Source organism: Serratia sp. PF-27, from assembly GCF_030053255.1.
Classification (GTDB): domain Bacteria; phylum Pseudomonadota; class Gammaproteobacteria; order Enterobacterales; family Enterobacteriaceae; genus Serratia; species Serratia bockelmannii.
The window spans coordinates 314,564-338,779 of record NZ_JASGBT010000023.1; the positions used below are offsets into that span (position 1 = coordinate 314,564).

Below are 24,216 nucleotides of genomic sequence, written 5' to 3' on the forward strand. Positions count from 1 at the left end.
ACCCCGGCACATATAAATGCGCCCGCATTTTGTTCAGTTGGATTAATTACTGTTCAGGTGTGGTTAGTCGCAGTCACCGATATTTGAAAGCGTCGGCACTCGTCGCCCCAGGCGTTGCAATTCTTTAATGCCGCGGTAAACCGCGCGCCGTTCTTCTTTGCTCATTTCCTCAAACCTCATTGATATATGTTTGGCGGAAAGCTTCACCCGGCTATCAATATTGCCCAGGGTGCATACGGCTTTTTTCTGGCTATCCATCAACCCGTCATAAAAAACGGCTGTCGGGTTGACGCATTTTGCTGAGGCAAGAAGCTGCTTAGCGGTTGTCAGGAACTTGCCAACTGATTGCACTTGCTCTGTTGTCATGCCGCCCATAGTCACCTCGCATACTCTGACCCATCAAAAAGCGCACAGGGTGACGCCCCGAAACGTGCGCTTTGTGTTGGGTGCCGGAGCCTATCCCGGCGCAAAGGCGGTTTATTCGGATGCTGCCTTGTTGTTCAGCGCCGGCCATGCCAGCGCAACCAGCGCGCCGACAAAGAACAGATCGCCAACGACCGAAAGCACATAACTGGTGAAGTCCACGGCCACAACCATGAATGCCAGGATCAGCACACCAATCAGGCGCAGGTTGCCGAGCAGAGCGCGCATTACAGGTAATCTTCCACGCGCAGGCCCAGACGGCGGCCAACGTCTTCAAGAACTTTCTGTTCTTCCGGTTCGATCTCGCCGTCGGCCTCGGCAATCGTCAGCATGTTGACGAAGACCTCTTCGGCTTCGGTCGGGGTGTTTTTGATGTCTTCGATTTCGCGCAGAATGTTCATGCGGCCAACGCGGAAACCGGCTTCCAGCTGTTCAGTAAAGCGGGTGATCAGCGCGGTGATCTCGTTGCCGTAGTGACCCAGGCGCGGGTTAGAACGCAGCAGCTGATCCAGCTTGGCGGTTTCTTCTTTCTCGATCTCGCCGTCAGCTGCAGCAACCAGCAGACAGCCGCCGACGATGGCTTCCATCAGATCGCGGTTCTCCACCTTCTTCAGCTCAACTTTCGCCGCGGCGACTTTCTTACCAAATCCCAGAAATCCCATATTGTTACCCTCAGTTGTTGCCATGATTAGCAACCGCCTGCCTCTGCCGCACACGGTCACCCGTTAAAAACCCTCTGTAAACGCTGGGTTTAGAGAGGGCTTTCACCCTCAGGCGAAGATCCCCATCAGGCGGGCGAACCAGCGCGGACGGGGGCGCGACATAAACGGCTTACGCATGCCGGGTATGAACTGCACATCGGTGGCCTTAGGTTGGAAGTGGCGACCGTCTGGCAGTTCCAGCCAGCCGCGAGTGTGGCGGCGGTGGGTAATTTGCTGGCCTTGGGTCAGCATGGCGGCCAGTGATGGGCACTGTGCTGTGATCGTCATGGGTTAAGCCTCGATTGTTTCGGGGAAAAAGTCGGGTTGTTTGCCGTAGCGCTTCCAGTATTCGGCGGCATCGCGTAGCGAAACGGCTTCTTTGCTGGCAGAAAATGCAGCCGCACCAGCCAGGCCCAACAGCAGATCGGCGGCCCACTCGATTTCTGTCTGTGAGTGTGGCGCCCTGCAAGTGATTTGCTGTTGGCGCAGCTCATACATGCGGAGCACTCGGTTAGCAGCGGCGAAGAATGGCGCTTGCGTTGACATATTCAGCCCATCCGCTCTACGTATTTTTCTGCGTGACGTTTGGCGTTCAGGTAGATGGCGTAAAGATTGACTCGACGCTTTGCACCTGGCTTTGTCTGCAGAATTGGCAGGGCGCCAGTGTCTGCCTGAGTGCGAATAGTCTGCGGGTTTTTGCCAATGCGACGCGCATACTCGGAGATCGATTCTTCCAGTAACTCACCAAATGGGTAGTCATCAGGAAGCTGGCTCCCCCTCGGCACAATCACCTTTTTTTGTCGGTTTTTGCTCATAGTGATAACCTCTAGGATCACGCAGATTTAAGTTATTTTAGGTTCATATATATGAACCAAGGTGATTTTAGTTCATAGGAATGAACCATGTCAAGCACTCTAGGCGACAAAGTGAAAGCGATCCGTAAAAGCGAGGGGGTCAGTCAGAGCGAATTTTGCGAAATAACAGGCATTTCAATCAGCACAGTGAAGAAGTATGAAACCGGATTGATAGAGCCCGGCGGTGCGACACTGATGAAGATCACAAGCAACCCGAGATTTAAAAAATACACAATGTGGTTAATGACAGGGGATGTCGCGCCGGAAATCGGACAGATCTCTCCTGCTCTCTCCCCTGATGGGCTCGACAGCACATCCAACCGCCAAAAAGGCCAGAAGGCTGGTTAACTGCTTGGCGTATAAAGAATTCATGGGGTAAAGGTGGGATTTGTGCTGAAAGGAGTCTTTGGGGATGAGTATTAAGTCTCTTGGCGCTGACGGTTACATGGTGGATGTGCGGCCCCAAGGTAGAGACGGGAAGCGCGTCCGCAAAAAGTTTAAAACGAAGTCTGAAGCGCAACAGTTCGAGCGCTGGGTGATTGCGACACAGAACAACAAAGAATGGCTCGATAAGCCCGCTGACCATCGCCCATTAACAGACCTGATCGATCTGTGGTGGAACCATCACGGCCAGCACCTGAAAGACGGAGTGAAGAGGGCGCAGAAATTGCGCGTCATGGCGGAGAAAATGGGGCAACCCAAAGCCAGCCAGATCACCCGCACTTTCTTCGCCGACTACCGGGCGCTGCGGTTTGCTGAAGGCAAGAAAGCCAAGACGGTCAACCTTGACCAGGAAATGCTGGGCGGCGTGTTTTCCGTTCTCATCGAGCTGGGGCATTACCACGGCGAGCACCCGCTCAAGGCCATGAAGAAAATGAAGCTGCCGGCGCAGGAAATGGGGTTTCTTACCCAAGCCGAAATCGTGGCGTTGCAGGAACGGCTCGAAGGTGATCATCTGAAAGCTGTCCGTCTTTGCCTGGCGACGGGCGCCCGCTGGGGTGAAGTGGCGAAGCTGCGAAAGGAAGAGGTGATCGGTAACAAGGTCACCTATCTGAACACCAAGAACAACAAGAACCGGACGGTGCCGATCTCGCCCGAACTCTGCAAAGAGATCACCAGCGGCGTGAAGTCGGGGCCGCTGTTCAACGATCTGAATTACCCCTATGTCCGTCTGTGCGTGAAGGAAGTCGCGCCCGGTCTGCCAGCGGGGCAGGCGGTGCATGTGCTGCGGCATACGTTCGCGAGTCATTTCATGATGAATGGCGGCAATATTCTTGCGCTGCAGCGGATTTTAGGACACTCAAGTATTTTACAAACAATGGTTTATGCGCATTTTGCGCCGGATTACTTGGAAGACGCGGTGAGATTTAATCCATTAAATACGGGGAGCTCAAGCAAATGAACGAACAAAAACCAAGCAGAGCGGAGATTAGAGGTAGGGTAGACGCCATGAGACGGCGTAAGCAACTCAAAGAACAAATGAACCCTGAAACGAAAGCCAGGCTTTTAAAAGTCACTCCGCAACTTTTTGGTTCATTTCTTGATGCTAAAGGTGTTAGCAGAAGATGCCTTGCATGTCGATCTCATGATCTGTTTGTTCCTATCAGCATGTGTAACAACCCAGATAAACCGATGACTTCCTTTGATCCGGCAGATTTAGGGACGATGGAAAATATGTATAACGGCACAATGATTTCCTACGTTACATTCACTGCCATTGATAGTAATGAACCCTATTCACTACCTAACTTGCAATATTGCGTCACCTGTCAGAACTGCGGTTTCATCAGCTCTTACCGAGTCGGCCCGGTTCTTAATTGGATTGCTCCTGAAGAAGATAAGGATGAGGTGACAGGGGATGAATAAAAAACGGTGGACGACTGTCGACGGCCTCGCCCGACTACATCAGAATGATGATAATATTGCTACTGAATACGGTGGTGGCGATGGTGGAGGTGGAGGTATGTTGGAGCGTCTTGAAAAGAAAGTTGAAAAACTTGAGAAAGATATCTCTGCGATGCAGATAGACCTCGCTGTCATCAAATCCAACTACGCAACGAAAGCTGATGTAGAGTCGATTCGTACAGGGCATCAGACTATGCGTGCAGAAACTGTCGGTGAGTTCGGTAAAGTACGCACTGAAAACCAAGCAACGCGAGCTGAGCTGATTTCTAAGATTGCAGACACTGAACACCGTATAGCAGTAAAGGTTGATGCACATTTTAAGTGGATATTACTAGCTATAGTTTCACCCTTCATTGCCACTGCAGTTCAATACGCTATTGCACACTGGTCTAAGTAGACGATCCACAAATTGCCCCAAACGCCCACGCTACACCCATTATAAGCACGCAGTTACAGGTATCTAACTTACTGATAATCCTGTAACTGCTTGTTTTCCTTACCCTCGAAATGGCGGCGAAAGCCTCCCTTTTTTATTGCCTGCCGTCAGGTACCAAGCCGCTGTTCGAGCTCGGCGAGAGAAGGAAGGAACCGGATCTGTTCGCCGCGATTGGCGTCACGCGCAGGCGGTAGTTGATGAATTTCTGCAATACGGCGCCGGCCACGCCGCTTCTTAGCTGGAAGAAGGCGGCGTCGAGGCGGTTGACGGGGAGGGCAATCATCCCGGCCTCGTGTTCAAAAGCGGGCGCGATAAACAGGCTGACGTCGTTTTCGTCTTTCAACAGCGGCCCGGCTTCGGCGAAAACCACCAGGCGCAGGCCATGAACGTGCTGCACGGCGTAGCTCATCGGCGCCCCGGGAGTCAGGGTTTGACGTGTTGCTGCAAATAATGCTCGAACACCGCCAGCGTTTCGTCCGAGATATGGTGTTCAATCCCTTCGCTGTCCAGCTCGGCAGTTTCGCTCGGCACCCCGAGGCACATCAGCAGATCGACCACAATGCGGTGACGGCGGCGCACCTTCTGCGCCAGCTGCTCGCCTTCCTCGGTTAAAAACACCCCGCGATAAGGGCGCGATTCCACCAGCCCGGCGCTTTTCAACCGCGCGATATTTTTGATCGCCGTCGGGTGAGAGACGCCGAAGCGGCGCGCGATATCGGTGGTTCTGGCTTCACGGGTGCTTTGCAGCAAATCGGCGATCAGCTCAACGTAATCTTCGATCAGCGCATTGGACTGCGCTTCGCGGGCGCGGCTAAAACGCAGGGCGTGCTCGGCCTCGTCCGGCATGTCGGTCTGGGCGGGGCGGTCGGCGTTATCTGGCGCGCGGGTAACCATAGCGTGGGGCGTCCTGTAAGCATAAAAATGGCGTCTCCCGGCAATGCGGGGAGGGTTGCCCTAAGTTAGTCCAAATAGCACACATTATCAATTCGATGCCACGCATTGTGGTAGTTAGAAATATCTCTACACAAAGCCCATTAATTTCGCCTGTTGCATAAAGTGTAGCCGATGCTACATTGTCAGCATGATCGGTGGAAAAATAACCAGCAAAAGATTAAGGGTACTTCATGCGAGACGCGGCAACTCCCTCATCGTTAACCGAACGGACCAACATCGCGATTGGCGCCGCCCTTGCCGGGCGCAAGCGCGGCGCTTTTACGCCGCTGCTGTTCGCCGGCCCGGCGGTGATTGCCTCTATTGCCTATATGGACCCCGGTAACTTCGCCACCAACATCCAGGCCGGGGCGAAATACGGCTACAGCCTGCTGTGGGTGGTGGTGATGGCCAACCTGATCGCCATGCTGTTCCAGGCGCTGTCGGCCAAGCTCGGCATCGTCACCAACCGCAATCTGGCGGAGATGTGCCGCGATCAGTTTTCGCGGCCGGTAGTGATCGGCATGTGGCTGCTTAGCGAAGTGGCGGCGATGGCCACCGATCTGGCGGAGTTTCTCGGCGGGGCGATCGCACTGGCGCTGCTGTTCCACATGCCGCTGCTGGCGGGGATGGGGGTGACGGCGGTGATCACCTATGCGCTGTTGATGGTGGAAAAGAAAGGTTTCCGCCCGGTCGAGCTGATGATCGGCGGCCTGGTAGGCATCATCGCGCTGTGCTACCTGGTGGAGATGTTCATTGTGCCGGTGGACTGGCAGGCGGCCGGGATCGGCATGGTGACGCCGCAACTGCCGGATGCCCAGGCGCTGACCATCGCCGTCGGCATTATCGGCGCCACCGTGATGCCGCACGCCATTTTCCTGCACTCGGGGCTGACCCAGCACCGCAGCCCGGCCAGCGACAACGGCGAGCGGCGCAAGCTGCTGCGTTTCTCCAATATTGAAGTGGTGATCGCGCTGGCGCTGGCAGGGCTGGTGAATATCGCGATGGTGATCATGGCCTCGAGCGCTTTCCACGCCGGTAACAGCGACGTGGCCGAAATTGGCACCGCCTACCATACGCTGACGCCGCTGTTCGGCGCGGCCGCCGCCGGTATCTTCCTGGCGTCGCTGATCGCCTCTGGCATTTCCAGTTCGGTGGTGGGCACCATGGCCGGGCAAATGATCATGCAGGGCTTCGTCGGTTTCCGTATTCCGGTGTGGGTGCGCCGCCTGGTCACCATGGTGCCGGCGTTTATCGTGGTGGCGATGGGCGTCAACGCCACCGACGCGCTGGTCTACAGCCAGGTGGTGCTGAGCCTGGCGCTGCCGGCGCCGATGATCGCGCTGGTGATGTTCACCCGTCGCCGTGACATCATGGGCGAGTTTGCCAACGGCCGCTGGACCAGCCTGGCGGCAGTGGTCGGCACGGTGGTGATCGTGCTGCTTAACGTGGTGTTGCTGTTGCAGACTTTCGGCGTCGATATCCCTGGGTTAGGGTGAGACGCGGGATCGGGGCCCGGCGAATTTGTTGGCGAACAGTTCGCTGATGAAGTCGACGAAGACCCGAATTTTATGGCTGCGATCCCGCAGGCGTGGATAGAGAATATTGATCGGTGCCCCTGTGGGCGCCCACTCCTGCAGTATCGGTTCCAGTTCGCCTGCCTTCAGATAGTTTTCCAGCGTGCAGTCCAGCAAGTAAACCAGGCCGAGGTGGTTCCTGGCCACCTCGCACAGCGATTGTGAATGGTTGAAACTCAGCAGCGGGCTGGGCGCCAGACGGTAGCGCTCGTCACCACGAATGAACTGCCAGTCGTCCGCCGCCGCCGCGCCTGAACGGATAAATCCCAGCCGCTGATGCTGTTGCAGCTGTTCCGGGTGTTCCGGTCGGCCATGGCGCGCAAAATAATCGGGAGACGCACAGCACAAATAGCGTGGTTGCAGCAATTGACGGCTGACCATCTCGGGTATGTGGCCGGCGCCGATGCGAATAAATACGTCGGCGCGATCTTCCGCCGGATTGACCAGGCGATCGCTAACCGACACGCTGAGCTGCAATTCCGGGTATTGCGCCAAAAAAGCCGGGAGCGCCGGAGCGATATGCATGCTGCTGAGCATCGTGGCTATCTCGACCCGCAGCGGTCCTCGCGGTTGTTCAAAATCGCCCGACATGTCGTTTTTCAGCCGGTCAAACTGCTGCAGGATGTCTTGTGCGGTGCGATAGCAACGCTCCCCGGCGCTGGTCAGCGAGAAGCGCCGGGTTGAACGCTTGAACAGGGGTTGCCCGAACTGTTTTTCAAGCTGATTGATGCTGTATGTGACGCTGGCCGGGGAGAGCCCCATTTTGGTTGCCGCCTGGCTGAACCCCTCCATTTCCACCACCTGGCAGAATACGCGCAGCGCGTGCAGTTCATTCATGTTAACGGCTTCCATTATTTAAATTATTAAAAGAGTATTTTTAAATATGCCGGCTGTCAATTTGACGCAGCATTGGATAGTTTATTTTCAGCATTTTTATTTATCTGAAATCGCATCCTGTATTGCCATAATGAAATAATGCCGAAGAGGATATTTATATGAAAAAATTAACTGCCGTATTGTTATTGGCGGGCACGGGCTTGTGCGGCCAAACTTATGCCGCAAGCAGCGAGGCCGCATCGCAAAGTTACAGGGTTTCCGCAGAGGCGGGCGTCGCGGCCGAACAGAAGGCGGTGTATGAGCTGATAAACCGCTACCAGACAGCGCTTAACGCCGGCGATACGCAAACGATTTTGTCACTTTTCGCGCCAGAAAGTTACTCACAATGGAACGAAAAACCGACGGCGGACAGCAATGAAAAGCGCCGCCAACAATATGATGACTTATTTAAAAACGAGAAATTTGAAACCGAGTTTGCTTATGACAGCGTCAGCGTGAGCGGTAATATGGCCTATGTGCGCACGCACCATCATCGCGGGGCAACGGTTACTCGAATAAGCGACGGTGCCACCCTGATCGATTTAAACCGTGAAGTATTTGTATTGGAGAAACAGCAGGGCCAATGGAAGATCGTGGTCTACACCTTTAATACCAACCCGATTCAAGGGGTGAGCTGAGAGGGACAGATAAAGGCCGCGCAAGCGGCCTTCTTAGGGTGTCGTGCGCAGTTACAGGTTGCCCACGCCGCCATCCATCTGCAGCTCCGCGCCGACCATAAACGCCGACTCATCCGCCGCCAGAAACACCGCCGCTTTGGCCAGCTCCAGTGCGCTGCCCATGCGGCCGATCGGCACTAGCGCGCGGATATCGTCGCGCAATGCCCGTTCATCCGCTTCCGCCAGCCCCAATTTTCCCAGCGCCGGGGTTTCGGTCGGGCCGGGGCTGAGGCCGTTGACGCGAATGCCGCGCGCGTGCAGCTCACCGGACAGCGTTCTGGCCAGAGATAACAAACCGGCTTTGCTGGCGGCGTAGGCGCTGCTTTGCGGCAGACCGATATGGGCGCTGACCGAACCGCACAGGATCACCGAGGAAGGGGTGGCCAGCAGCGGTAGCAGCGCCTGGATCAGAAAGAACGGCCCCTTCAGGTTGATGTCCATCAGCCGCTGGTAGCTCTGCTCATCCCACTCCTGCAGCGGGCGGTGCGTGACGTCGCCGGCGTTAACGTACAGCACGTCCAGCCGCGGCCACCGTTGCTCCAACTGCTGCGCCAGCGCACGTTGCTGTGGGATGTCGCCGGCGTCGCTCAGCAGCAACAGCGCGTTGCCCGCCAATGCCTGGCCCGCCGCGTCCAGGGCACGTTGGCTGCGGCCGGTGACCGCCACCGTTGCGCCCTCGGCGATGAATTGGCGGGCGGTTTCCAGCCCGATGCCGCTGGTGCCGCCGGTGATCAATGCGTATTTGCCTTGCAGTCGTGACATAACCGATTCCTCTTTAACGTCTGTTACGGCATTATTTGCGCTATAGTTCCTTTTGCATAGTAGGCACCTTTTGGATACTAAAGGGCGAGGTGGGATGAAATGACGGCGCGCGCGCCCTTAGCGGCGAAAAATAATTTGTCGGCGTTGCCGACGGCGGGCGAATCCTGCCCGATGGTGGACTTCGTCAATCTGGTGTCGGGCAAATGGGCGATACCGATCCTGTATCGGCTGATTATGATCGATGGCCCGGTGCGATTCAGCGAGCTGCAGCGGGCGGTGGCGCCCATTGCGCAAAAAGAGCTGACGCGCCAGCTGCGGCTGTTCGAGCAGCGCGGCCTGGTGACGCGGCAGGTGTATCCCGAAGTGCCGCCGCGGGTGGAGTACCAGGTCACCACGCTCGGCAAATCGCTGCGGCCGACGCTGGACTCGCTGGCCGAGTGGATGCGTCGGCATGCCCCGCAGCTGATCGGTAGCTAGTCGCCGATGCCCGGCGGGTTGATGGTTGAGCGCTCGACCTTTTCGTCGCCTTCGCCCCAGCGTTCCAGCACCTGCGCATATTCGCCGCTGACGATCGCGCCATTGATCGCGGCGTTGACGGCGTTCACCAACCCGTTGCCTTTTTTGGTGGTGACCGCGACGTAGGCCACGTTGGGGCCGATGCCGACCATTTTGGTTTTGCCGGTCAGCGCCGCCTTGTAGGCGCCGGTGGAGTGGGGGCCGAAGAACGCATCGGCGCGCCCGGACTGAATGCTGAGGTTGGTGGCGGCGTCGTCGGTCACGTAGATCGGCTGTACCGGCGGCAGCCCGGCGGCGCGATTCTGCTTATCCCATCCCAGCAGAATGTTTTCCTGATTGGTGCCGGATCCGACGATGATCCGCAGCCCGGCCACGTCCTGCGGGCGGTTGATCGAGGTGATGTGGCTGGTGGATTTGACGTAAAAGCCCAGCGTGTCCACCCGGTAAGTGGCGAAGTCGAATTTGGTTTTACGCTGTTTGGTGACGGCGATGTTGAAGATCGCCGCATCGTATTTGCCCGCGCTGATGCCCAAGGGCCAATCTTCCCAGGAGGTGGGCACCAGATTCAGCTCCAGCCCGAGGCTGTCGGCCACCAGGCGGGCGATGTCCGGATCGCTGCCGATCAGCGTTTTATTGTCTTCGGCGAACAGCGCCAGCGGCGGGGAGTTCTCGAATGCTACCGCCACCGTCAGCTTGCCGGGGACCGCGAAGTGAAAGTTCGCCGGGATCAGCGCGATAGCCGCCGGGTTTTTCTCCGTGCGTATCGGCTCTCGGTTAGCCTGCAGGTCGATACCGCCCGTCGTGGCCGCCTGCACGGCAGCGCTCAGCAACAGCGCGCACAGCGCCGCAATCTTCAGTGGCATAGTGCCCTCTATCCTTTGTTAATCATGGGGTTACTATTGGCGGCGGCGCGGGGCAAGTAAAGCAACAATAGTGAATAACCAAAGTGAAAAGATGCACAAGCGGGGCGACGGCCTGCGCGAATCTGCAGCACTCGACGTGGAAAGTGCGCAATCAGGTTGAAAGCAGTAGAATTTGTCACTCATACTGCGTACAGCTAATTGTGTAAAACAAGGAACGCCAGATGGCCGAAGAAACGATTTTCAGTAAAATTATCCGCCGCGAAATCCCTGCTGATGTGGTTTACCAGGATGAACTGGTCACCGCTTTCCGTGACATCTCCCCCCAGGCGCCTACCCATGTGCTGATCGTTCCCAACGTGCTGATCCCAACCGTCAACGACGTGACCGTCGAGCACGAAGCTGCGCTGGGCCGCATGATCACCGCCGCGGCGAAGATCGCCGAACAGGAAGGCATCGCCGAGGACGGCTACCGCCTGATCGTCAACTGTAACCGCCACGCCGGTCAGGAGGTCTATCATATTCATATGCACCTGGTCGGTGGCCGCTCGCTGGGGCCGCTGCTGTCACGTTAAGCGAGGAAATCATGCGCGGTAAAAAAACTCTGCGTTGTCTGATGGCGTTGGCGCTGCCCGCCGCGTTGCTGATGGGGTGCAGTTCGCCATCCGGCATCGCGGTTAACCGGGGGCAAACGGTGGTGATGGATCCTTCGGTGCTGACCGCCGGCATTTTTGCCGATACGCCCTCTGTCTCGAACGCTTCCGGCCGGGTGATGGCGACTTCGGTGCTCAATAACAGCCAACCGACGCCGGTCACCGTGCATTATCGTTTCTATTGGTACGACGCGCAGGGGCTGGATATTCGCCCCTTCGAGAAACCGCGTGAGATCGTCGTGGCGCCTAACTCGGACGCCAAAATCTACTCGATTAACGGTAATCTGGAAGCTAAAAGCGCGCGTCTGTATCTGTACCTGTAAGCGCTTGCCAGGTTTGGAGAAAAAGCATGAAAAAGTACGTCTTAGTGGCGCTGGCCGCATTCACCCTGAGCGGCTGTCTGTCGCGTCCGCCTGAGCCGGATCAGCCGTTGCCGCCGGTCACCGTCGAACCAGAACAGCCGACGCCGCCGGTCGAGCAGCCACAGCCGCCAACTACCGAGCCGGTGCCGCAGCCGCCGAAAATCCAGCAGCTCGACTGGCTGGGCAGCGTTCAGCCGCTGGTGAATCAGATGTTGAAGGCCGATGGCGTCACGGCCGGCAGCGTGCTGCTGCTGGACAGCGTCAAGAACAACACCAACGGCTCGCTGCAGATGGGCAAAGCCACCGCGGCGCTGTATAAGGCGCTGGCGTCGAACTCCACCTTCAGCGTGGTGCCGGAAGCGAAGCTGACCAGCGCCAGACAAACGCTGGGCCTGTCGGCGGATGACAGCTTCGGCTCGCGCAGCAAGGCGATTGGCCTGGCGCGCATCGTCGATGCGCAGTACGTGCTGTACAGCGACGTCAGCGGCGACGTGAAGTCGCCGGCGTTGGATATGCAGCTGATGCTGGTGCAAACCGGCGAGATCGTCTGGTCGGGCAATGGCGCCGTTAAACGCTGAGGCCGCGCTGCGACGATTGATGGAAACCAGACTGCCGGCGGTGAATACCGCCGGTTGTCATTTCAGCCCGGTGCAGGGGCTGACCGGCGAGAGCTGGCGTATCGACGGTTCGGGCATCACGCTGCTGGCGCGACAAAACAGCGCGGAGAAACGCGCGCTGGGCGTGAGCAGGCGGCGGGAGGCGCAGGTCCTGAGGCGCTGCGCGCCGGGGCTGGGGCCACGGGTTTTCGCGCAGAATAATCAGTGGCTTGTCCTCGAATGGCTCGAAGGTGACGTCGTCACAAATGCCGAGTTTGCGGCGCTGAATCAGCGCGGCGAGCTGGCGGCGATGGCGGCGACGCTGCACCGGCGGCCGCTCAGTGGTTACCGGTTGGATCTGCGGCGGCAGTTCCGCCGCTACTGGCAGCAGTTGGATACGCGGCGTTTAACCCCCGCCTGGCTGAGTTGGCAGCGTCATTTCTTACGCTGCGCGCCGCCGCGGCCATTACGCCTGGCGCCGCTACACATGGACATTCATCCGGGCAATTTGCTCGCGACCGGCGAGGGGCTGCGGCTGATCGACTGGGAGTATGCCGCCGACGGTGATGTGGCGTTGGATATCGCCGCGCTGTTTCGCGGCAACGGCTGGGCGGCCAAGCCGCAGCAGCGTTTTTTGCAGCACTACGCGTGTCAGGGCTATCACGACGTCGCCCGGCTGCAGGTGCAGGTGCAGCGCTGGCTGCCGTGGGTGGATTATCTGATGCTGCTGTGGTTTGAAGTGCGCTGGCAGCAGAGCGGCGACGCCGAATTTTTGCGCTGGGGCGCGGCGCTGCGCCGGCGATTCTGTTTATCATCATCCGAATTCTGAACGAACAATAATGAAGTGAGGTGCCCGTGGGCCCAGTAATGCTAGATGTCGCCGGCTACGAGCTGGATGCAGAAGAACGCGAGATTTTGAAACACCCGCTGGTTGGCGGATTGATCCTGTTCACCCGTAATTTCCACGATGCGGAGCAGCTGCGTGAGCTGGTGCGCCAAATCCGCGCCGAATCGCACGATCGGCTGGTGGTGGCGGTAGATCAGGAAGGCGGGCGCGTGCAGCGCTTCCGCGAGGGCTTCACCCGTCTGCCGGCGGCGCAGTCGTTTGCCGCGTTGCACGATGCGCAGGAAGGCGGCCGTCTGGCGCAGGAGGCCGGCTGGCTGATGGCGGCGGAAATGATCGCGCAGGATATCGACATCAGCTTTGCGCCGGTGCTGGACATCGGCCACGGCAGCGCGGCGATCGGCGAACGTTCGTTCCACAGCGATCCGCAGCAGGCGTTGGCGATGGCGGAACGCTTCATCCTCGGCATGCACAGCGCCGGCATGAAAACCACCGGTAAACACTTCCCGGGGCACGGCGCCGTCAGCGCCGATTCGCACAAGGAAACGCCGCGCGATCCGCGGCCGCTGGCGCAGATCCGCGAGCACGACATGGCGATCTTCCGCGAGCTGATCAACCGTCAGCTGTTGGACGCCGTCATGCCGGCTCACGTCATCTATACTGAAGCGGACCCGCGTCCGGCCAGCGGCTCGCCTTACTGGCTGCAGCAGATCCTGCGTCAGGAGTTGGGCTTCGACGGCGTGATTTTCTCCGACGATCTGTCGATGGAGGGCGCTGCGATCATGGGCAGCTACGCCGAGCGCGGCCAGGCGGCGCTGGATGCCGGTTGCGACATGATCCTGGTGTGCAACCACCGCGAAGGTGCGGTCAGCGTGTTGGATAACCTGTCCCCGGTCAAAGCAGAGAAGGTGAAGCGGTTATATCATCGCGGTCAGTTCACCCGTCAGGAACTGCGCGACTCCGAGCGCTGGCAGCAGGCGCACAAGGCGCTCAGCGCGCTGAGCGAACGCTGGGAGGAGCACAAGCAGCGTTCGCAAGGGTGAATCCAGGCGCCGCACCGCGGCGCAGAGCGGAAATGATGAGGGCCGCGCCCGCGGCCCTTGGCTTGTTGCGAGGATCCACATGATTATCTATTTGCACGGCTTCGATTCCACCAGCCCCGGCAATCATGAAAAGGTGTTACAGCTGCAGTTTATCGATCCGGACGTGCGCTTTATCAGCTACAGCACGCTGCATCCGCGTCACGACATGCAGCATCTGTTGAAAGAGGTGGACAAGGCGGTGCAGCAGGGTGGCGACACGCACCCGTTGATCTGCGGGGTCGGCCTCGGCGGCTTCTGGGCGGAGCGCATCGGCTTCCTGTGCGGCATTCGCCAGGCGATGTTCAATCCCAATCTGTACCCGGAAGAACACATGCACGGCAAGATAGACCGGCCGGAAGAGTATCGCGATATCGCCACCAAGTGCGTGGAGGATTTCCGCGAGAAAAATCGCGATCGCTGTCTGGTGGTGCTGTCGCGTCACGACGAGGTGCTGGATAACCGGCGCAGTGCCGAATTGCTGCATCACTACTACGAAATCGTCTGGGATGAACAGCAGACGCACAAGTTCAAAAACATCTCGCCGCATCTTCAGCGGCTCAAGGCGTTCAAGGCGCTGGGTTAACAGTTTCATAACGCTGCCGCGAGCCGCTCTCCCCGTTTTTCACCGACGGAAAGTGCGGCTTTTTTGTGCGTCAAAGCCAGATTTTGCGTGGCAATCGGCAAAATTTAAAACTGTGACTCAGCGCTAACTATTTGAATCGCAATCCCCAAAAAATCCCCTCGTCCAGCCTTTAACCAAAAAAAATTGATGTACGTCAATTTTGGTATGACCAAATAACCTCACATGCTATTCTGGCTTCAGAGAGCCGATTTATTTTACGCGAACCCTATGTATTCTAAGGATATTATTTATTTACCCTGGGATAACAAATGGTTCACATTTAGGGGGTTATTTTGACAACGCCAAAGAAGAAAATCGTTATTGTTGGCGGCGGCGCCGGTGGTCTGGAGCTGGCGACCAGCCTGGGCCATAAACTTGGCCGCAAGAACAAAGCGGAGATCACGCTGGTGGATCGCAACCACAGCCATTTGTGGAAACCGCTGTTGCACGAAGTGGCAACCGGTTCCCTCGATGACGGCGTGGATGCGCTCAGCTACCTGGCGCACGCGCGCAATCACCATTTCAGCTTCCAGCTGGGGTCGTTGACCAACATCAACCGCGAAACGCAAACGCTGCAGCTGGCGCAGATCTGCGACGAGCAGGGCGGCGAGCTGGTGCCGGCGCGTGAACTGCCGTACGACATCCTGGTGATGGCGCTGGGCAGCACCTCGAACGATTTCGGTACGCCGGGCGTGAAAGAGCACTGCATCTTCCTGGATAACCCACATCAGGCACGTCGTTTCCACAACGAAATGCTCAACCTGTTCCTGAAGTTCTCGGCGCAGCCGGGGCAAAAAGAGCGAGTCAACATCGCTATCGTCGGCGGCGGCGCCACCGGCGTTGAGCTGTCCGCCGAACTGCACAACGCGGTGAAGCAGTTGCACAGCTACGGTTTCGAAGGTCTGGACAACAGCGCGCTCAACGTGACGCTGGTGGAAGCCGGCGAGCGCATCCTGCCGGCGCTGCCGCCGCGCATTTCCGCCGCCGCGCACCAGGAGCTGATCAAACTGGGCGTGCGCGTGTTGACCAATACCATGGTGACCAGCGCGGACGCCAAAGGCCTGAACACCAAGGGCGGCGAGTTTATCGACGCCGATCTGATGGTGTGGGCGGCCGGCATCAAGGCGCCGGACTTCATGAAGGATATCGGCGGCCTGGAAACCAACCGCATCAACCAACTGGTGGTGGAGCCGACGCTGCAGACCACGCGCGATCCGAACATCTTCGCCATCGGCGACTGCGCCTCCTGCCCGAAAGAGGGCGGCGGTTTCGTGCCGCCGCGCGCCCAGTCGGCACACCAGATGGCCTCGCGCTGCGCCACCAATATCCTGGCGCTGATGAACGGCCAGACGCTGAAGCCATACGTGTATAAAGACCACGGCTCGCTGGTGTCGCTGTCGCGCTTCAGCACCGTCGGCAGCCTGATGGGCAACCTGATGCGCGGCTCGATGATGGTGGAAGGGCGCATCGCGCGCTTTGTTTACATCTCGCTGTACCGCATGCACCAGGTGGCGCTGCATGGCTACATCAAAACCGGCCTGATGATGCTGGTGGGCGGCATCAACCGGGTGATCCGCCCGCGTTTGAAGATGCACTGATCCTGCCTTTGTCGACCAACCCGCGCCGGTTCGCCCGCGCGGGTTTTTTTATGGCGGCGCGAGGCGATCGGCGGCGGTTGTTTGATTCTTCAGCATAAGCTGTCGTCGGTATGGGTAAAATTCTTAAGATTCCTCCTAAACAACGGGAAAACAGCCGTTTTCCCGCATTTTTGGTCCTCTTGTCTTATTGCGGGTCCTCAGATCATTGTGCAGACTTTATCTCGTTTACAGACGGCGCGTCGCGCACGCCGTAAACCGGGATACCGCAAGCCGCCCATGCGCAAAATAATAAGCGCGGTGCCATGCCGGTAACAGACCCCGGAAAAAATGCGTGGTAACACTTTCAGGAGGTTTCCTGTGAACAAGTCAATGTTAGCCGGTGTTGGAATTGGTGTCGCTGCCGCTCTGGGGATTGCCGCGGTAGCCAGCCTCGACGTCTTTTCTGCCGGTCCGCAATATGCGCAGGTGCTCGCCGCAACGCCGATTAAAGAAACCATCAAAACGCCGCGTCAGGAATGCCGCAACGTCACCGTTACGCACCGTGCACCGGTGCAGGATGAAAACCGCATCGCCGGTTCTGTGTTGGGCGCAGTGGCGGGCGGCGTGATTGGCCACCAGTTCGGCGGCGGTCGCGGACGCGATGTGGCGACCGTGGTCGGCGCACTGGGTGGCGGCTATGCCGGTAACCAGGTGCAAGGGGCGATGCAGAACAACGACGTCAGCACCAGCGTTCAGCAGCGTTGCAAAACGGTCTACGACAAGTCCCAGAAAATGCTGGGCTATGACGTGACCTACAAGATCGGCAATCAGCAGGGCAAGATCCGCATGGATCACGATCCGGGCACGCAAATCCCGTTGGACAAAAACGGTCAGCTGGTGCTGAACAGAGCCTGATCGCCACATTCAAATTAAACCCGCGGGCAGTGTTAGTTCTGATCGTTTAACCCGGTTAAGCGAGCGGCGTTAACATTGACGCGGGTTTCTGTTTTTTGCCTGTCTAAGAATTTGCGATCGTTCTAATGTCTGCGTGCGATATCACTGGGCAAAACTTCAAAAAAGCCCCCGCGTTTGTTATATTATTGTGCAATTAAGCGGTGTTATCGGCGCCAATCGCCACACCGGTCAAACCCGAGTATTTCGTCTCGCAGAGATAACGACATGTTAGATTTTCGCTTTCCGACAGCGTTGCAAATGGTCCTTAGCGTCGCCGTAGCTGAGAAGCAGGGCATGCGTTCGACAAGCGCCACCCTCGCCGCCGCTCTGGAAGCCAACCCCAGCTTTATCCGCAAACTGATGGTCCCGCTGACCAAAGACGGCATCATCGTTTCCACCCTGGGCCGAAACGGCTCTATCCACCTCGGCCGCCCGGCGGAAGAGATCACCCTGCGGGACATCTACCTGGCGGTGATCGACGACAAGCGCATCTGGGCTTCCCGTCCTGAAGTGCCGGCTCGCTGCCTGGTGAGCGCCAACGCCTGCTGGTATTTCAAGTCGGTGGTAAACGAGGCCGAACAGGCTTCGCTTGCGGTGCTGGCGCGCCACACCGTGGCCGATTCGCTGGCCGAACTGGAGCGGGGCGACAAGCGCGCCTGTGCGGAGTACGCCGCTGCGCAAGAGGCTGAAACCGCCGATAAATAATCGCGGTTCGCATGCATAAAAAAAGGTCGGGCAATGCCCGACCTTTTTGCATGTTAAGACGATGATTACGCCGTTTGCGGCTGTGCCTTGCGTGCCACCAGGCGGCGCAGGGTGACGTAGAACACCGGCGTCAGGAACAGCCCGAACAGCGTGACCCCCAGCATGCCGGAGAACACCGTGATGCCGGTGACGCCGCGCACTTCGGCGCCGGCGCCGTGGCCGAGGATCAGCGGGATGGTGCCGGCGATGAAGGCGATGGAGGTCATCACGATCGGGCGCAACCGCAGGCGACAGGCTTCCAACGCCGCTTCGACGATGCCTTTGCCCTGCATTTCCAGCTCGCGGGCGAACTCGACGATAAGAATGGCGTTCTTACAGGCCAGCCCCATCAGAACGACCAGACCGACCTGCACGAACACGTTGTTGTCGCCGCCGGTCAGCCACACGCCGAACAGCGCCGACAGCATGGTCATCGGCACGATCAGGATCACCGCCAGCGGCAGCGTCCAGCTTTCATACAGCGCCGCCAGCGCGAGGAACGCCAGCAGCACCGCTACCGGGAACACCACCAGCGCGGCGTTGCCCTGGGTCGATTGCTGATAGCTCAGATCGGTCCACTGAATGTTCATGCCGTTCGGCAACAGCTTATCGGCCATCTGCGTCAGCGCACCCATCGCCTGGGTAGAGGAGAGCACGCGCGGGTCGGCATCGCCGATCAGGTCCGCCGCCGGGAAGCCGTTATAACGGATCACCGGATCCGGGCCGTAGGTGGTGCCGATGCTGACCATGCTGCCGATCGGCACCATTTCGCCTTTGTCGTTGCGGGTACGCAGGTTGGCGATGTCTTCCACGCTGTCGCGGAACTGGCCGTCGGCCTGCGCCATCACCTTCCAGGTGCGGCCGTAACGGTTAAAGTCGTTGATGTAAGATGAACCGAGGTAGGTCTGCAGCGTGCTGAACAGCGCATTGAGCGGCACCCCCTGGGCCTTGGCCTTGTCGCGATCGATTTTGGCGTCCAGCTGCGGCACGTTGGCCTGATACGAGGAGATCGGGAACCCCATGCCTGGCGTTTGCATAATGGCGCCGGACATCGTGTTGATCGCGGTCTGCAGCGCGCCGTAACCCAGCCCGCCGCGATCCTGCACGTACAGCGAATAGCCGGAACCCTGGCCGATGCCGAGGATCGGCGGCGGCATGATCGAGAAGGCGAAACCTTCCTGGATCTGCGAAATGCGCGCGTTGATCTCGGCGTTGATCTGCGCCGCGGTGCGAGTACGGGTGCTCAATGACTCCAGCGCGAAGAATACCGTGCCGGTATTCGGCGTATTGGTGAACTGCAGCGCGTTCAGGCCGGGGAAGGCCACCGCATCGGTGACGCCGTCCACGCTCATACCGATGGCGCTCATCTTGCGGATCACCGCATCGGTGCGCTCCAGCGAGGCGCCTTCCGGCATCTTCACGCCGCCAATCAGATACAGCTTGTCCTGCGTCGGGATAAAGCCGCCGGGCACGGTCTTAAACATCACCCCGGCGGCGGCCAGCAGCAGCAGGTAAACGACGAACACCGCGCCGCGTCGGCCCAGCACGCGGGACACCCCGTGCTGGTAACGCTGCGAACCGCTGGCGAAGAAGCGGTTGAACGGCCGGAACAGCCAGCCGAACAGCCGGTCGATCAGGCGCGACGGCATATCTTTCGGCGCGCCGTGCGGTTTCAGCAAGCGCGCCGCCAGCGCCGGCGACAGGGTCAGCGAGTTGATGGCGGAGATCACCGTCGAGATGGCGATGGTGACGGCGAACTGCTTGTAGAACTGGCCGGTGACGCCGGAAAGGAACGCCATCGGTACGAACACCGCGCACAGCACCACGGCGATGGCGATGATAGGGCCGGAGACCTCGCGCATCGCCTGGTGCGCCGCCGCCAGCGGCGACAGCCCCTCTTCGATATTGCGCTCGACGTTCTCCACCACCACGATGGCGTCATCCACCACAATACCGATCGCCAGCACCAGCCCGAACAGGCTGAGGGTGTTGAGCGAGAAGCCGAGCAGATACAGTGCGGCGAAGGTGCCGACCACGGAGATCGGGACCGCCAACAGCGGAATGATCGACGCGCGCCAGGTCTGCAGGAACAGAATGACCACCAGCACCACTAGGATCACCGCTTCCAGCAGGGTATCCACCACCGCGCGGATCGAATCGCGCACGAACACCGTCGGATCGTATGGCGCTTTCCAGCTCATGCCGTCCGGGAAGCGGGTTGCCAGCTCGGCCATCTTGCCGCGCACCGCGTCCGACAGCTCGATGGCGTTGGCGCCCGGCGACTGGAAGATGCCGATACCAACTGCATCCTTGTTATTGAGCTGGGCGCGCAGCGCGTAGCTGCCGGAACCCATTTCGATGCGCGCCACGTCGCGCAGCCGCACAATCTCGCCGTTGTCGCCGCTTTTGAGGATGATGTTGCCGAACTCTTCTTCGGTTTGCAGGCGGCCCTGGGCGTTGATAGACAGCAGATAGTCGCTGCGCGTCGGCATCGGTTCCGCGCCCAGCTGGCCGGCGGAGACCTGCACGTTCTGCTCCTGCATGGCGCTCACCACGTCGGAGGCGGTCAGCCCGCGCGCGGCAACCTTGTTCGGATCGAGCCAGATGCGCATCGCGTATTCACCGGCGCCGAAGATCTGCACCTGGCCGACGCCCGGCAGACGGGCCAGCTCGTCCTTGACCTTCAGGGTGGCGTAGTTGCGCAGGTAGAGCGAATCGTACTTGCCGGAAGGCGAGACCAGATGCACCACCAGCGTCAGCGCCGGAGACTGTTTCTGAGTGGTGATGCCCTGGCGGCGTACGTCTTCCGGCAGGCGCGCTTCGGCCTGCGCCACGCGGTTTTGCACCTGCACCTGCGCCTGATCGGGATCGGTGCCGGGGCGGAAGGTGACGGTGGTCACCAGCACGCCGTCGGAGCCAGCGACCGATTTCATGTACATCATGTTTTCGACGCCGTTGATCGCTTCTTCCAGCGGCGTGGCCACCGTTTCAGCGATCTCTTTCGGGTTGGCGCCCGGGTATTCTGCGCGCACCTGCACGCTGGGCGGCACCACGTCCGGGTATTCGCTGATCGGCAGCAGCGGGATGGCGATCGCCCCGGCGACAAAAATCAGTATCGACAGCACCGCGGCAAAGATCGGTCGGTCGATGAAAAAACGGGAAAAGTCCATGGGTCAGAAGTCTCGGCTGGGAGCTTAGTTAAGTGCGGAAGCGGTAGTGGTCATCGCGACGCTTTTCGCGTCGACCGGCATGCCCGGCATAAACACTTTCTGCATGCCGTCGACGATCACCCGATCGCCGTTTGCTAACCCTTTCTGCACGATGCGCAATCCTTCGGCCATGCGGCCCACGTCGATGTCGCGGCGCTGTGCCTTACCGTCTTTATCGACGATGTAAACGAACTTGCGGTTTTGGTCGGTCATCACCGCTTTATCGTCGATCAGCATGGCGTTGAACTCGGCGCTGCCGGGCATCTGCACGCGGGCGAACAGCCCCGGCGTGAAGCGACGATCGCGGTTGTCGAGCAGGGCGCGCATGCGGATGGTGCCGGTACCGGCGTTCAGTTGGTTATCGGTGAAATCCACCAGCCCCTGATGCGGGGTGCCGTCTTCACCCACCAGGCCAACTTTCACCGGCAGGCGGGCATCGTGCCGGCCCTGCTGCTGATAGCGCAGGAAGGTGGCTTCATCCACGTCGAAATAGACGTAAACCTTATCGAGCGACACCAGCGTCGTCAGCACGCTGGCGCTGTCGCCAGCGGTGACCAGGTTGCCGGCGGTGATCATCGCGCGGCTGGCGCGTCCATCGATCGGCGCGGTGACGCGAGTAAAGTCGAGATTAAGCTGCGCCATATCGAGCTGAGCCTGCGCCGCCAGCACGTTGCTTTGCGCCTGTGCGGCGGACGAACGACGCTGTTCCCACACCTCTTGCGAGATGGCCTGGGTGCCGATCAGCTTCTCGGTGCGCGAAGATTCGCTGCGCGCCAGGGTTGCCTGATTGCGCGCTCGCACCAGCTCGGCCTGCGCCTGTTCGCGCGCGGCGCGGTAGGTGCGATCGTCAATGGTGAACAGCACCTGGCCTTTCTTCACCTCGTCGCCTTCGGTGTAGTTGACCCGCTCGATGTAGCCGGAAACTCGCGGGCGCAGCTGTACGCTTTGCACTGCTTCGACCCGGCCATTGAACGCATCCCACTGGCTGATCGGTTTGACCACCACGCTGGCGGCGCTGACCACCGGCGGCGGTGGCGGGGCGTTGTGCGCGACGCTGTTGTCACACCCGGCGAGCAGGGCGGCCAGCAGCGCCACCCCGGAGAGCCGCTGGCCCAGAGCGAAGGCGCGCGTGCGGCCGCCGGCGTTGAACGATGAGTTTGGTTGATTTGCCATTATTTTTATTCCGATAAGTAAGCGCTGTCTGGCCCCATACCCAGCCCTGTTTTCCGGGCTTTCCCTTCATGTATGCCTGCGTTCGGCGGAAGGGGCGTTGTGCCTTGTTATGGCCCAACGTTAGGTTTTGAAACATATTGGTGTCACATTAATGTATCAATATCGGTTACATTAATTGGGTGGAGTATAGAGGCGGCTTTCTGGTAAATGCAATAATAAAAATTGCATTTAAAGCGAAACTGTTGCAACGTATGTGCATCGGGCAGAGGGGGACCCTGCCGAATGATGGGAGCATCAGCATGAACACGACGGGTTTCATTACCGATTTGAAGACGTGGATCGACAACAATCTGGAAGAAAAACTGGATATCAACACCGTAGCGGACCGCGCGGGCTACTCCAAATGGCATCTGCAGCGCATGTTCAAGCGCCAGACCGGCTACGCGTTGGGGGAGTATATCCGTATGCAAAAATTGAAGGTGTCGGCGGAGCGTTTGGCCAACAGCGGCGAACCGATCGTCAGCGTGGCGATCTCACTCGGCTTCGACTCACAGCAGTCATTCAACCGCAGCTTCAAACGCCAGTTTGGCCAAACGCCGGGCGACTGGCGCCGTGCGTTGGCGCAGCCAACGTCGGTGAGATGCACGCACCACTGATCGGTTGGGCAGTGGGGATAAAAAAGCCTGAATTTGCGTTCGGGCTTTTTTGTCTTTACCTGTGGGGGATTCAAAAGTTGTCGCAACTGCCTGACTTTGCCACCGTGTCGCTGTCGCGGCAGAATATACGAATCGCCTCGTTGAGAGAGTTTGAACGTGAAGGCGTCCAGTAGTTCTCAATGACCAGGTAGCGAACGGTGTGCTGGCGGGTGTGGAGACCCAGGACGTTAAATACGCTTTCAATAGCGGCAAGCACAGGGTTTGACGAGTCGATTTCATAGCGAATGTCGACGATGGCTGCCTCCGGCGCCATCCAGGTGCGATTGGAAAGCGGCGGCACGCGAAACTTGAATGAGGAGTTCGCGGATAAGCGCTGGCCATCAAGCTCTTTAAATTCTGCGGCGGGAACATAACTCTGGTTACCGCCCGGCAAGGTGATCTGCCCTTTTTCGTCGCGGGTGGCATAGACATCCTCGGTGACTTTGTAGATCACTTGCTGGACGTCGGGGGGAATGATGCGAAAGGAGGCTACGGTACGATCCGAAGGCGTGTCATTCGTCAGTTGGAACTCATACGCTCTTCCGACAGGTTGAACGAAAGCTAATGAAACGCTGCCGGCGAAGTACTGATAGGTGGCGCCCAATATTGCCATGAGAATCCCTGAGCCTACCAAAAATGCCGATACTTTCGCCAAACGGTTATTCGATTTTTCTTTAACGGGGCCTGTCTTTGGCCGCGGGGCATTGCCTTTCTTCTTACGCGCCACGTTTCTCCCTTGCATTACGCATTGGCCTACCTTTATGAGGGCATTATGGTCGACAGCTTATGCCGCTGTCGAGGGGGCGCTCTCTGGCCGGTGCGCTATGCATACAAAAAAGCCTGAACGTGAGTTCAGGCTTCTTCGTAGAATATGGCGGTGAGGGAGGGATTCGAACCCTCGATACACTTTCGCGTATACACACTTTCCAGGCGTGCTCCTTCAGCCACTCGGACACCTCACCATATTTTTTGTTGCGAAATCATCGCTGCAACGGGGCGCTACTATAGGGAGTGGGGCCGATCCGGTCAAGAATAATTTCTGTGTTTTTGTTCGTCCGCTCAAGCCGTGTGCACTTTGCTGAAAACTGCGGCGAACGGTAGGGCAGAAGTCATGAAAGGGTGAGAAAATCAGAAGTAAGGCTCGTGGATAACCGGCGGAAATGGGAATCACGGTTGCTGAGGGGGGGG

31 protein-coding genes and 1 tRNA gene are annotated in these 24,216 nt (G+C 58.7%); 17 read left to right on the forward strand and 15 right to left on the reverse strand.

The window, feature by feature from the left end:
- Positions 1–63: 63 nt before the first annotated feature.
- The 6 genes from QMZ29_RS24690 to QMZ29_RS24715 form a co-directional block, all read right to left on the reverse strand.
- Positions 64–375 (reverse strand): hypothetical protein, encoded by a 312-nt coding sequence (locus QMZ29_RS24690; protein WP_283225794.1) that lies wholly within the window; start codon positions 373–375, stop codon positions 64–66.
- Positions 376–477: 102 nt separating this feature from the next.
- Positions 478–651 (reverse strand): DUF3927 family protein, encoded by a 174-nt coding sequence (locus tag QMZ29_RS24695; protein ID WP_072265536.1) that lies wholly within the window; start codon positions 649–651, stop codon positions 478–480.
- Entirely contained in the window at positions 651–1,109 is a 459-nt protein-coding gene (locus tag QMZ29_RS24700) for a tellurite resistance TerB family protein (protein ID WP_373275218.1), read from the reverse strand. Before QMZ29_RS24700 ends, QMZ29_RS24695 begins: the two co-directional genes overlap by 1 nt.
- An 84-nt stretch (positions 1,110–1,193) precedes the next feature.
- On the reverse strand, positions 1,194–1,412 hold the full coding sequence (locus QMZ29_RS24705; protein ID WP_072270979.1) for a phage filamentation protein Fil family protein: 219 nt from the start codon (positions 1,410–1,412) through the stop codon (positions 1,194–1,196).
- A gap of 3 nt (positions 1,413–1,415) precedes the next feature.
- Entirely contained in the window at positions 1,416–1,670 is a 255-nt protein-coding gene (locus QMZ29_RS24710; protein ID WP_234722211.1) for a hypothetical protein, read from the reverse strand.
- A 2-nt stretch (positions 1,671–1,672) separates the two neighbouring features.
- A complete protein-coding gene (locus tag QMZ29_RS24715) occupies positions 1,673–1,939 on the reverse strand; it encodes a DNA-binding protein (RefSeq protein WP_234722212.1) in 267 nt (88 codons plus the stop codon).
- A gap of 87 nt (positions 1,940–2,026) precedes the next feature.
- Here QMZ29_RS24715 and QMZ29_RS24720 point away from each other — a divergent pair, with 87 nt between their 5' ends.
- From QMZ29_RS24720 to QMZ29_RS24735, 4 genes are all read left to right on the forward strand, one after another.
- Positions 2,027–2,326, forward strand: coding sequence for a helix-turn-helix domain-containing protein (locus tag QMZ29_RS24720; protein WP_049300610.1), 300 nt, complete (start codon positions 2,027–2,029; stop codon positions 2,324–2,326).
- A gap of 64 nt (positions 2,327–2,390) precedes the next feature.
- The gene (locus QMZ29_RS24725; protein ID WP_261423634.1) at positions 2,391–3,380 is read left to right on the forward strand and encodes a phage integrase; all 990 of its coding nucleotides are present in this window, start codon (positions 2,391–2,393) and stop codon (positions 3,378–3,380) included.
- Complete coding sequence (locus QMZ29_RS24730; protein ID WP_234722214.1) at positions 3,377–3,844, forward strand: hypothetical protein; 468 nt, start codon at positions 3,377–3,379, stop codon at positions 3,842–3,844. Before QMZ29_RS24725 ends, QMZ29_RS24730 begins: the two co-directional genes overlap by 4 nt.
- Positions 3,837–4,280: a hypothetical protein gene (locus QMZ29_RS24735; protein WP_234722215.1), complete on the forward strand. Its 444-nt coding sequence runs from the start codon at positions 3,837–3,839 to the stop codon at positions 4,278–4,280. Before QMZ29_RS24730 ends, QMZ29_RS24735 begins: the two co-directional genes overlap by 8 nt.
- 133 nt (positions 4,281–4,413) lie before the next feature.
- Here the strand turns inward: QMZ29_RS24735 and QMZ29_RS24740 are convergent, their stop codons facing one another.
- Together QMZ29_RS24740 and mntR are read right to left on the reverse strand one after the other, a co-directional pair.
- The gene (locus tag QMZ29_RS24740) at positions 4,414–4,728 is read right to left on the reverse strand and encodes a DUF4180 domain-containing protein (protein WP_238476095.1); all 315 of its coding nucleotides are present in this window, start codon (positions 4,726–4,728) and stop codon (positions 4,414–4,416) included.
- A gap of 14 nt (positions 4,729–4,742) precedes the next feature.
- Positions 4,743–5,213 carry a manganese-binding transcriptional regulator MntR gene (mntR, locus tag QMZ29_RS24745; RefSeq protein ID WP_025302421.1) on the reverse strand — a complete coding sequence of 157 codons (471 nt, stop codon included), beginning with the start codon at positions 5,211–5,213 and terminating at the stop codon, positions 4,743–4,745.
- 230 nt (positions 5,214–5,443) lie between these two features.
- On the opposite strand from mntR, the gene QMZ29_RS24750 reads away from it, so the two are divergent.
- Positions 5,444–6,748, forward strand: coding sequence for an Nramp family divalent metal transporter (locus tag QMZ29_RS24750; protein WP_033642695.1), 1,305 nt, complete (start codon positions 5,444–5,446; stop codon positions 6,746–6,748).
- Here QMZ29_RS24750 and QMZ29_RS24755 read toward each other — a convergent pair.
- On the reverse strand, positions 6,740–7,663 hold the full coding sequence (locus tag QMZ29_RS24755) for a LysR family transcriptional regulator (protein WP_025302423.1): 924 nt from the start codon (positions 7,661–7,663) through the stop codon (positions 6,740–6,742). The genes QMZ29_RS24750 and QMZ29_RS24755 overlap by 9 nt on opposite strands.
- Positions 7,664–7,821: 158 nt before the next feature.
- Between QMZ29_RS24755 and QMZ29_RS24760 the strand changes: the two genes are divergently transcribed.
- Entirely contained in the window at positions 7,822–8,340 is a 519-nt protein-coding gene (locus QMZ29_RS24760; protein WP_197769800.1) for a YybH family protein, read from the forward strand.
- 51 nt (positions 8,341–8,391) lie between these two features.
- Here the strand turns inward: QMZ29_RS24760 and QMZ29_RS24765 are convergent, their stop codons facing one another.
- Positions 8,392–9,141: an SDR family oxidoreductase gene (locus QMZ29_RS24765; RefSeq protein ID WP_261127601.1), complete on the reverse strand. Its 750-nt coding sequence runs from the start codon at positions 9,139–9,141 to the stop codon at positions 8,392–8,394.
- A gap of 99 nt (positions 9,142–9,240) precedes the next feature.
- Between QMZ29_RS24765 and QMZ29_RS24770 the strand changes: the two genes are divergently transcribed.
- A complete protein-coding gene (locus QMZ29_RS24770) occupies positions 9,241–9,618 on the forward strand; it encodes a winged helix-turn-helix transcriptional regulator (protein ID WP_072271517.1) in 378 nt (125 codons plus the stop codon).
- Here QMZ29_RS24770 and QMZ29_RS24775 read toward each other — a convergent pair.
- A complete protein-coding gene (locus QMZ29_RS24775; protein ID WP_025302427.1) occupies positions 9,615–10,520 on the reverse strand; it encodes a transporter substrate-binding domain-containing protein in 906 nt (301 codons plus the stop codon). The two genes, QMZ29_RS24770 and QMZ29_RS24775, sit on opposite strands and share 4 nt — an antisense overlap.
- 221 nt (positions 10,521–10,741) lie before the next feature.
- Here QMZ29_RS24775 and hinT point away from each other — a divergent pair, with 221 nt between their 5' ends.
- From hinT to QMZ29_RS24820, 9 genes are all read left to right on the forward strand, one after another.
- Positions 10,742–11,092: a purine nucleoside phosphoramidase gene (gene hinT / locus QMZ29_RS24780; RefSeq protein WP_004928776.1), complete on the forward strand. Its 351-nt coding sequence runs from the start codon at positions 10,742–10,744 to the stop codon at positions 11,090–11,092.
- Positions 11,093–11,103: 11 nt separating this feature from the next.
- Positions 11,104–11,493, forward strand: a complete 390-nt coding sequence (locus QMZ29_RS24785) for a YcfL family putative periplasmic lipoprotein (protein ID WP_025302428.1) — start codon at positions 11,104–11,106, stop codon at positions 11,491–11,493.
- 26 nt (positions 11,494–11,519) lie between these two features.
- The gene (gene lpoB, locus QMZ29_RS24790; RefSeq protein WP_261423633.1) at positions 11,520–12,110 is read left to right on the forward strand and encodes a penicillin-binding protein activator LpoB; all 591 of its coding nucleotides are present in this window, start codon (positions 11,520–11,522) and stop codon (positions 12,108–12,110) included.
- Complete coding sequence (thiK, locus tag QMZ29_RS24795) at positions 12,091–12,957, forward strand: thiamine kinase (protein WP_261423632.1); 867 nt, start codon at positions 12,091–12,093, stop codon at positions 12,955–12,957. The genes lpoB and thiK overlap by 20 nt, the downstream gene beginning before the upstream one ends.
- A 38-nt stretch (positions 12,958–12,995) precedes the next feature.
- Positions 12,996–14,015: a beta-N-acetylhexosaminidase gene (gene nagZ, locus QMZ29_RS24800; protein WP_049207136.1), complete on the forward strand. Its 1,020-nt coding sequence runs from the start codon at positions 12,996–12,998 to the stop codon at positions 14,013–14,015.
- Positions 14,016–14,094: 79 nt separating this feature from the next.
- Positions 14,095–14,637, forward strand: a complete 543-nt coding sequence (ycfP, locus tag QMZ29_RS24805) for an alpha/beta hydrolase YcfP (protein WP_049207138.1) — start codon at positions 14,095–14,097, stop codon at positions 14,635–14,637.
- Between the two features lie 332 nt (positions 14,638–14,969).
- Complete coding sequence (locus QMZ29_RS24810) at positions 14,970–16,274, forward strand: NAD(P)/FAD-dependent oxidoreductase (protein WP_004928794.1); 1,305 nt, start codon at positions 14,970–14,972, stop codon at positions 16,272–16,274.
- Between the two features lie 357 nt (positions 16,275–16,631).
- Positions 16,632–17,168 (forward strand): glycine zipper 2TM domain-containing protein, encoded by a 537-nt coding sequence (locus QMZ29_RS24815; protein ID WP_167325016.1) that lies wholly within the window; start codon positions 16,632–16,634, stop codon positions 17,166–17,168.
- Positions 17,169–17,432: 264 nt separating this feature from the next.
- Positions 17,433–17,912 (forward strand): RrF2 family transcriptional regulator, encoded by a 480-nt coding sequence (locus tag QMZ29_RS24820; RefSeq protein WP_025302433.1) that lies wholly within the window; start codon positions 17,433–17,435, stop codon positions 17,910–17,912.
- Positions 17,913–17,977: 65 nt separating this feature from the next.
- Here QMZ29_RS24820 and sdeB read toward each other — a convergent pair whose 3' ends face one another.
- Positions 17,978–21,121 (reverse strand): multidrug efflux RND transporter permease subunit SdeB, encoded by a 3,144-nt coding sequence (gene sdeB, locus QMZ29_RS24825; protein WP_043141659.1) that lies wholly within the window; start codon positions 21,119–21,121, stop codon positions 17,978–17,980.
- 24 nt (positions 21,122–21,145) lie between these two features.
- A complete protein-coding gene (gene sdeA / locus QMZ29_RS24830) occupies positions 21,146–22,333 on the reverse strand; it encodes a multidrug efflux RND transporter periplasmic adaptor subunit SdeA (protein ID WP_043141656.1) in 1,188 nt (395 codons plus the stop codon).
- Between the two features lie 299 nt (positions 22,334–22,632).
- Here sdeA and QMZ29_RS24835 point away from each other — a divergent pair, with 299 nt between their 5' ends.
- Positions 22,633–22,989 carry a helix-turn-helix domain-containing protein gene (locus tag QMZ29_RS24835; protein WP_025302436.1) on the forward strand — a complete coding sequence of 119 codons (357 nt, stop codon included), beginning with the start codon at positions 22,633–22,635 and terminating at the stop codon, positions 22,987–22,989.
- A 70-nt stretch (positions 22,990–23,059) separates the two neighbouring features.
- Here QMZ29_RS24835 and QMZ29_RS24840 read toward each other — a convergent pair whose 3' ends face one another.
- Positions 23,060–23,755 carry a hypothetical protein gene (locus tag QMZ29_RS24840; RefSeq protein ID WP_127146234.1) on the reverse strand — a complete coding sequence of 232 codons (696 nt, stop codon included), beginning with the start codon at positions 23,753–23,755 and terminating at the stop codon, positions 23,060–23,062.
- Positions 23,756–23,900: 145 nt separating this feature from the next.
- A tRNA-Ser gene (locus QMZ29_RS24845) sits at positions 23,901–23,990 on the reverse strand.
- Positions 23,991–24,216: the final 226 nt, after the last annotated feature.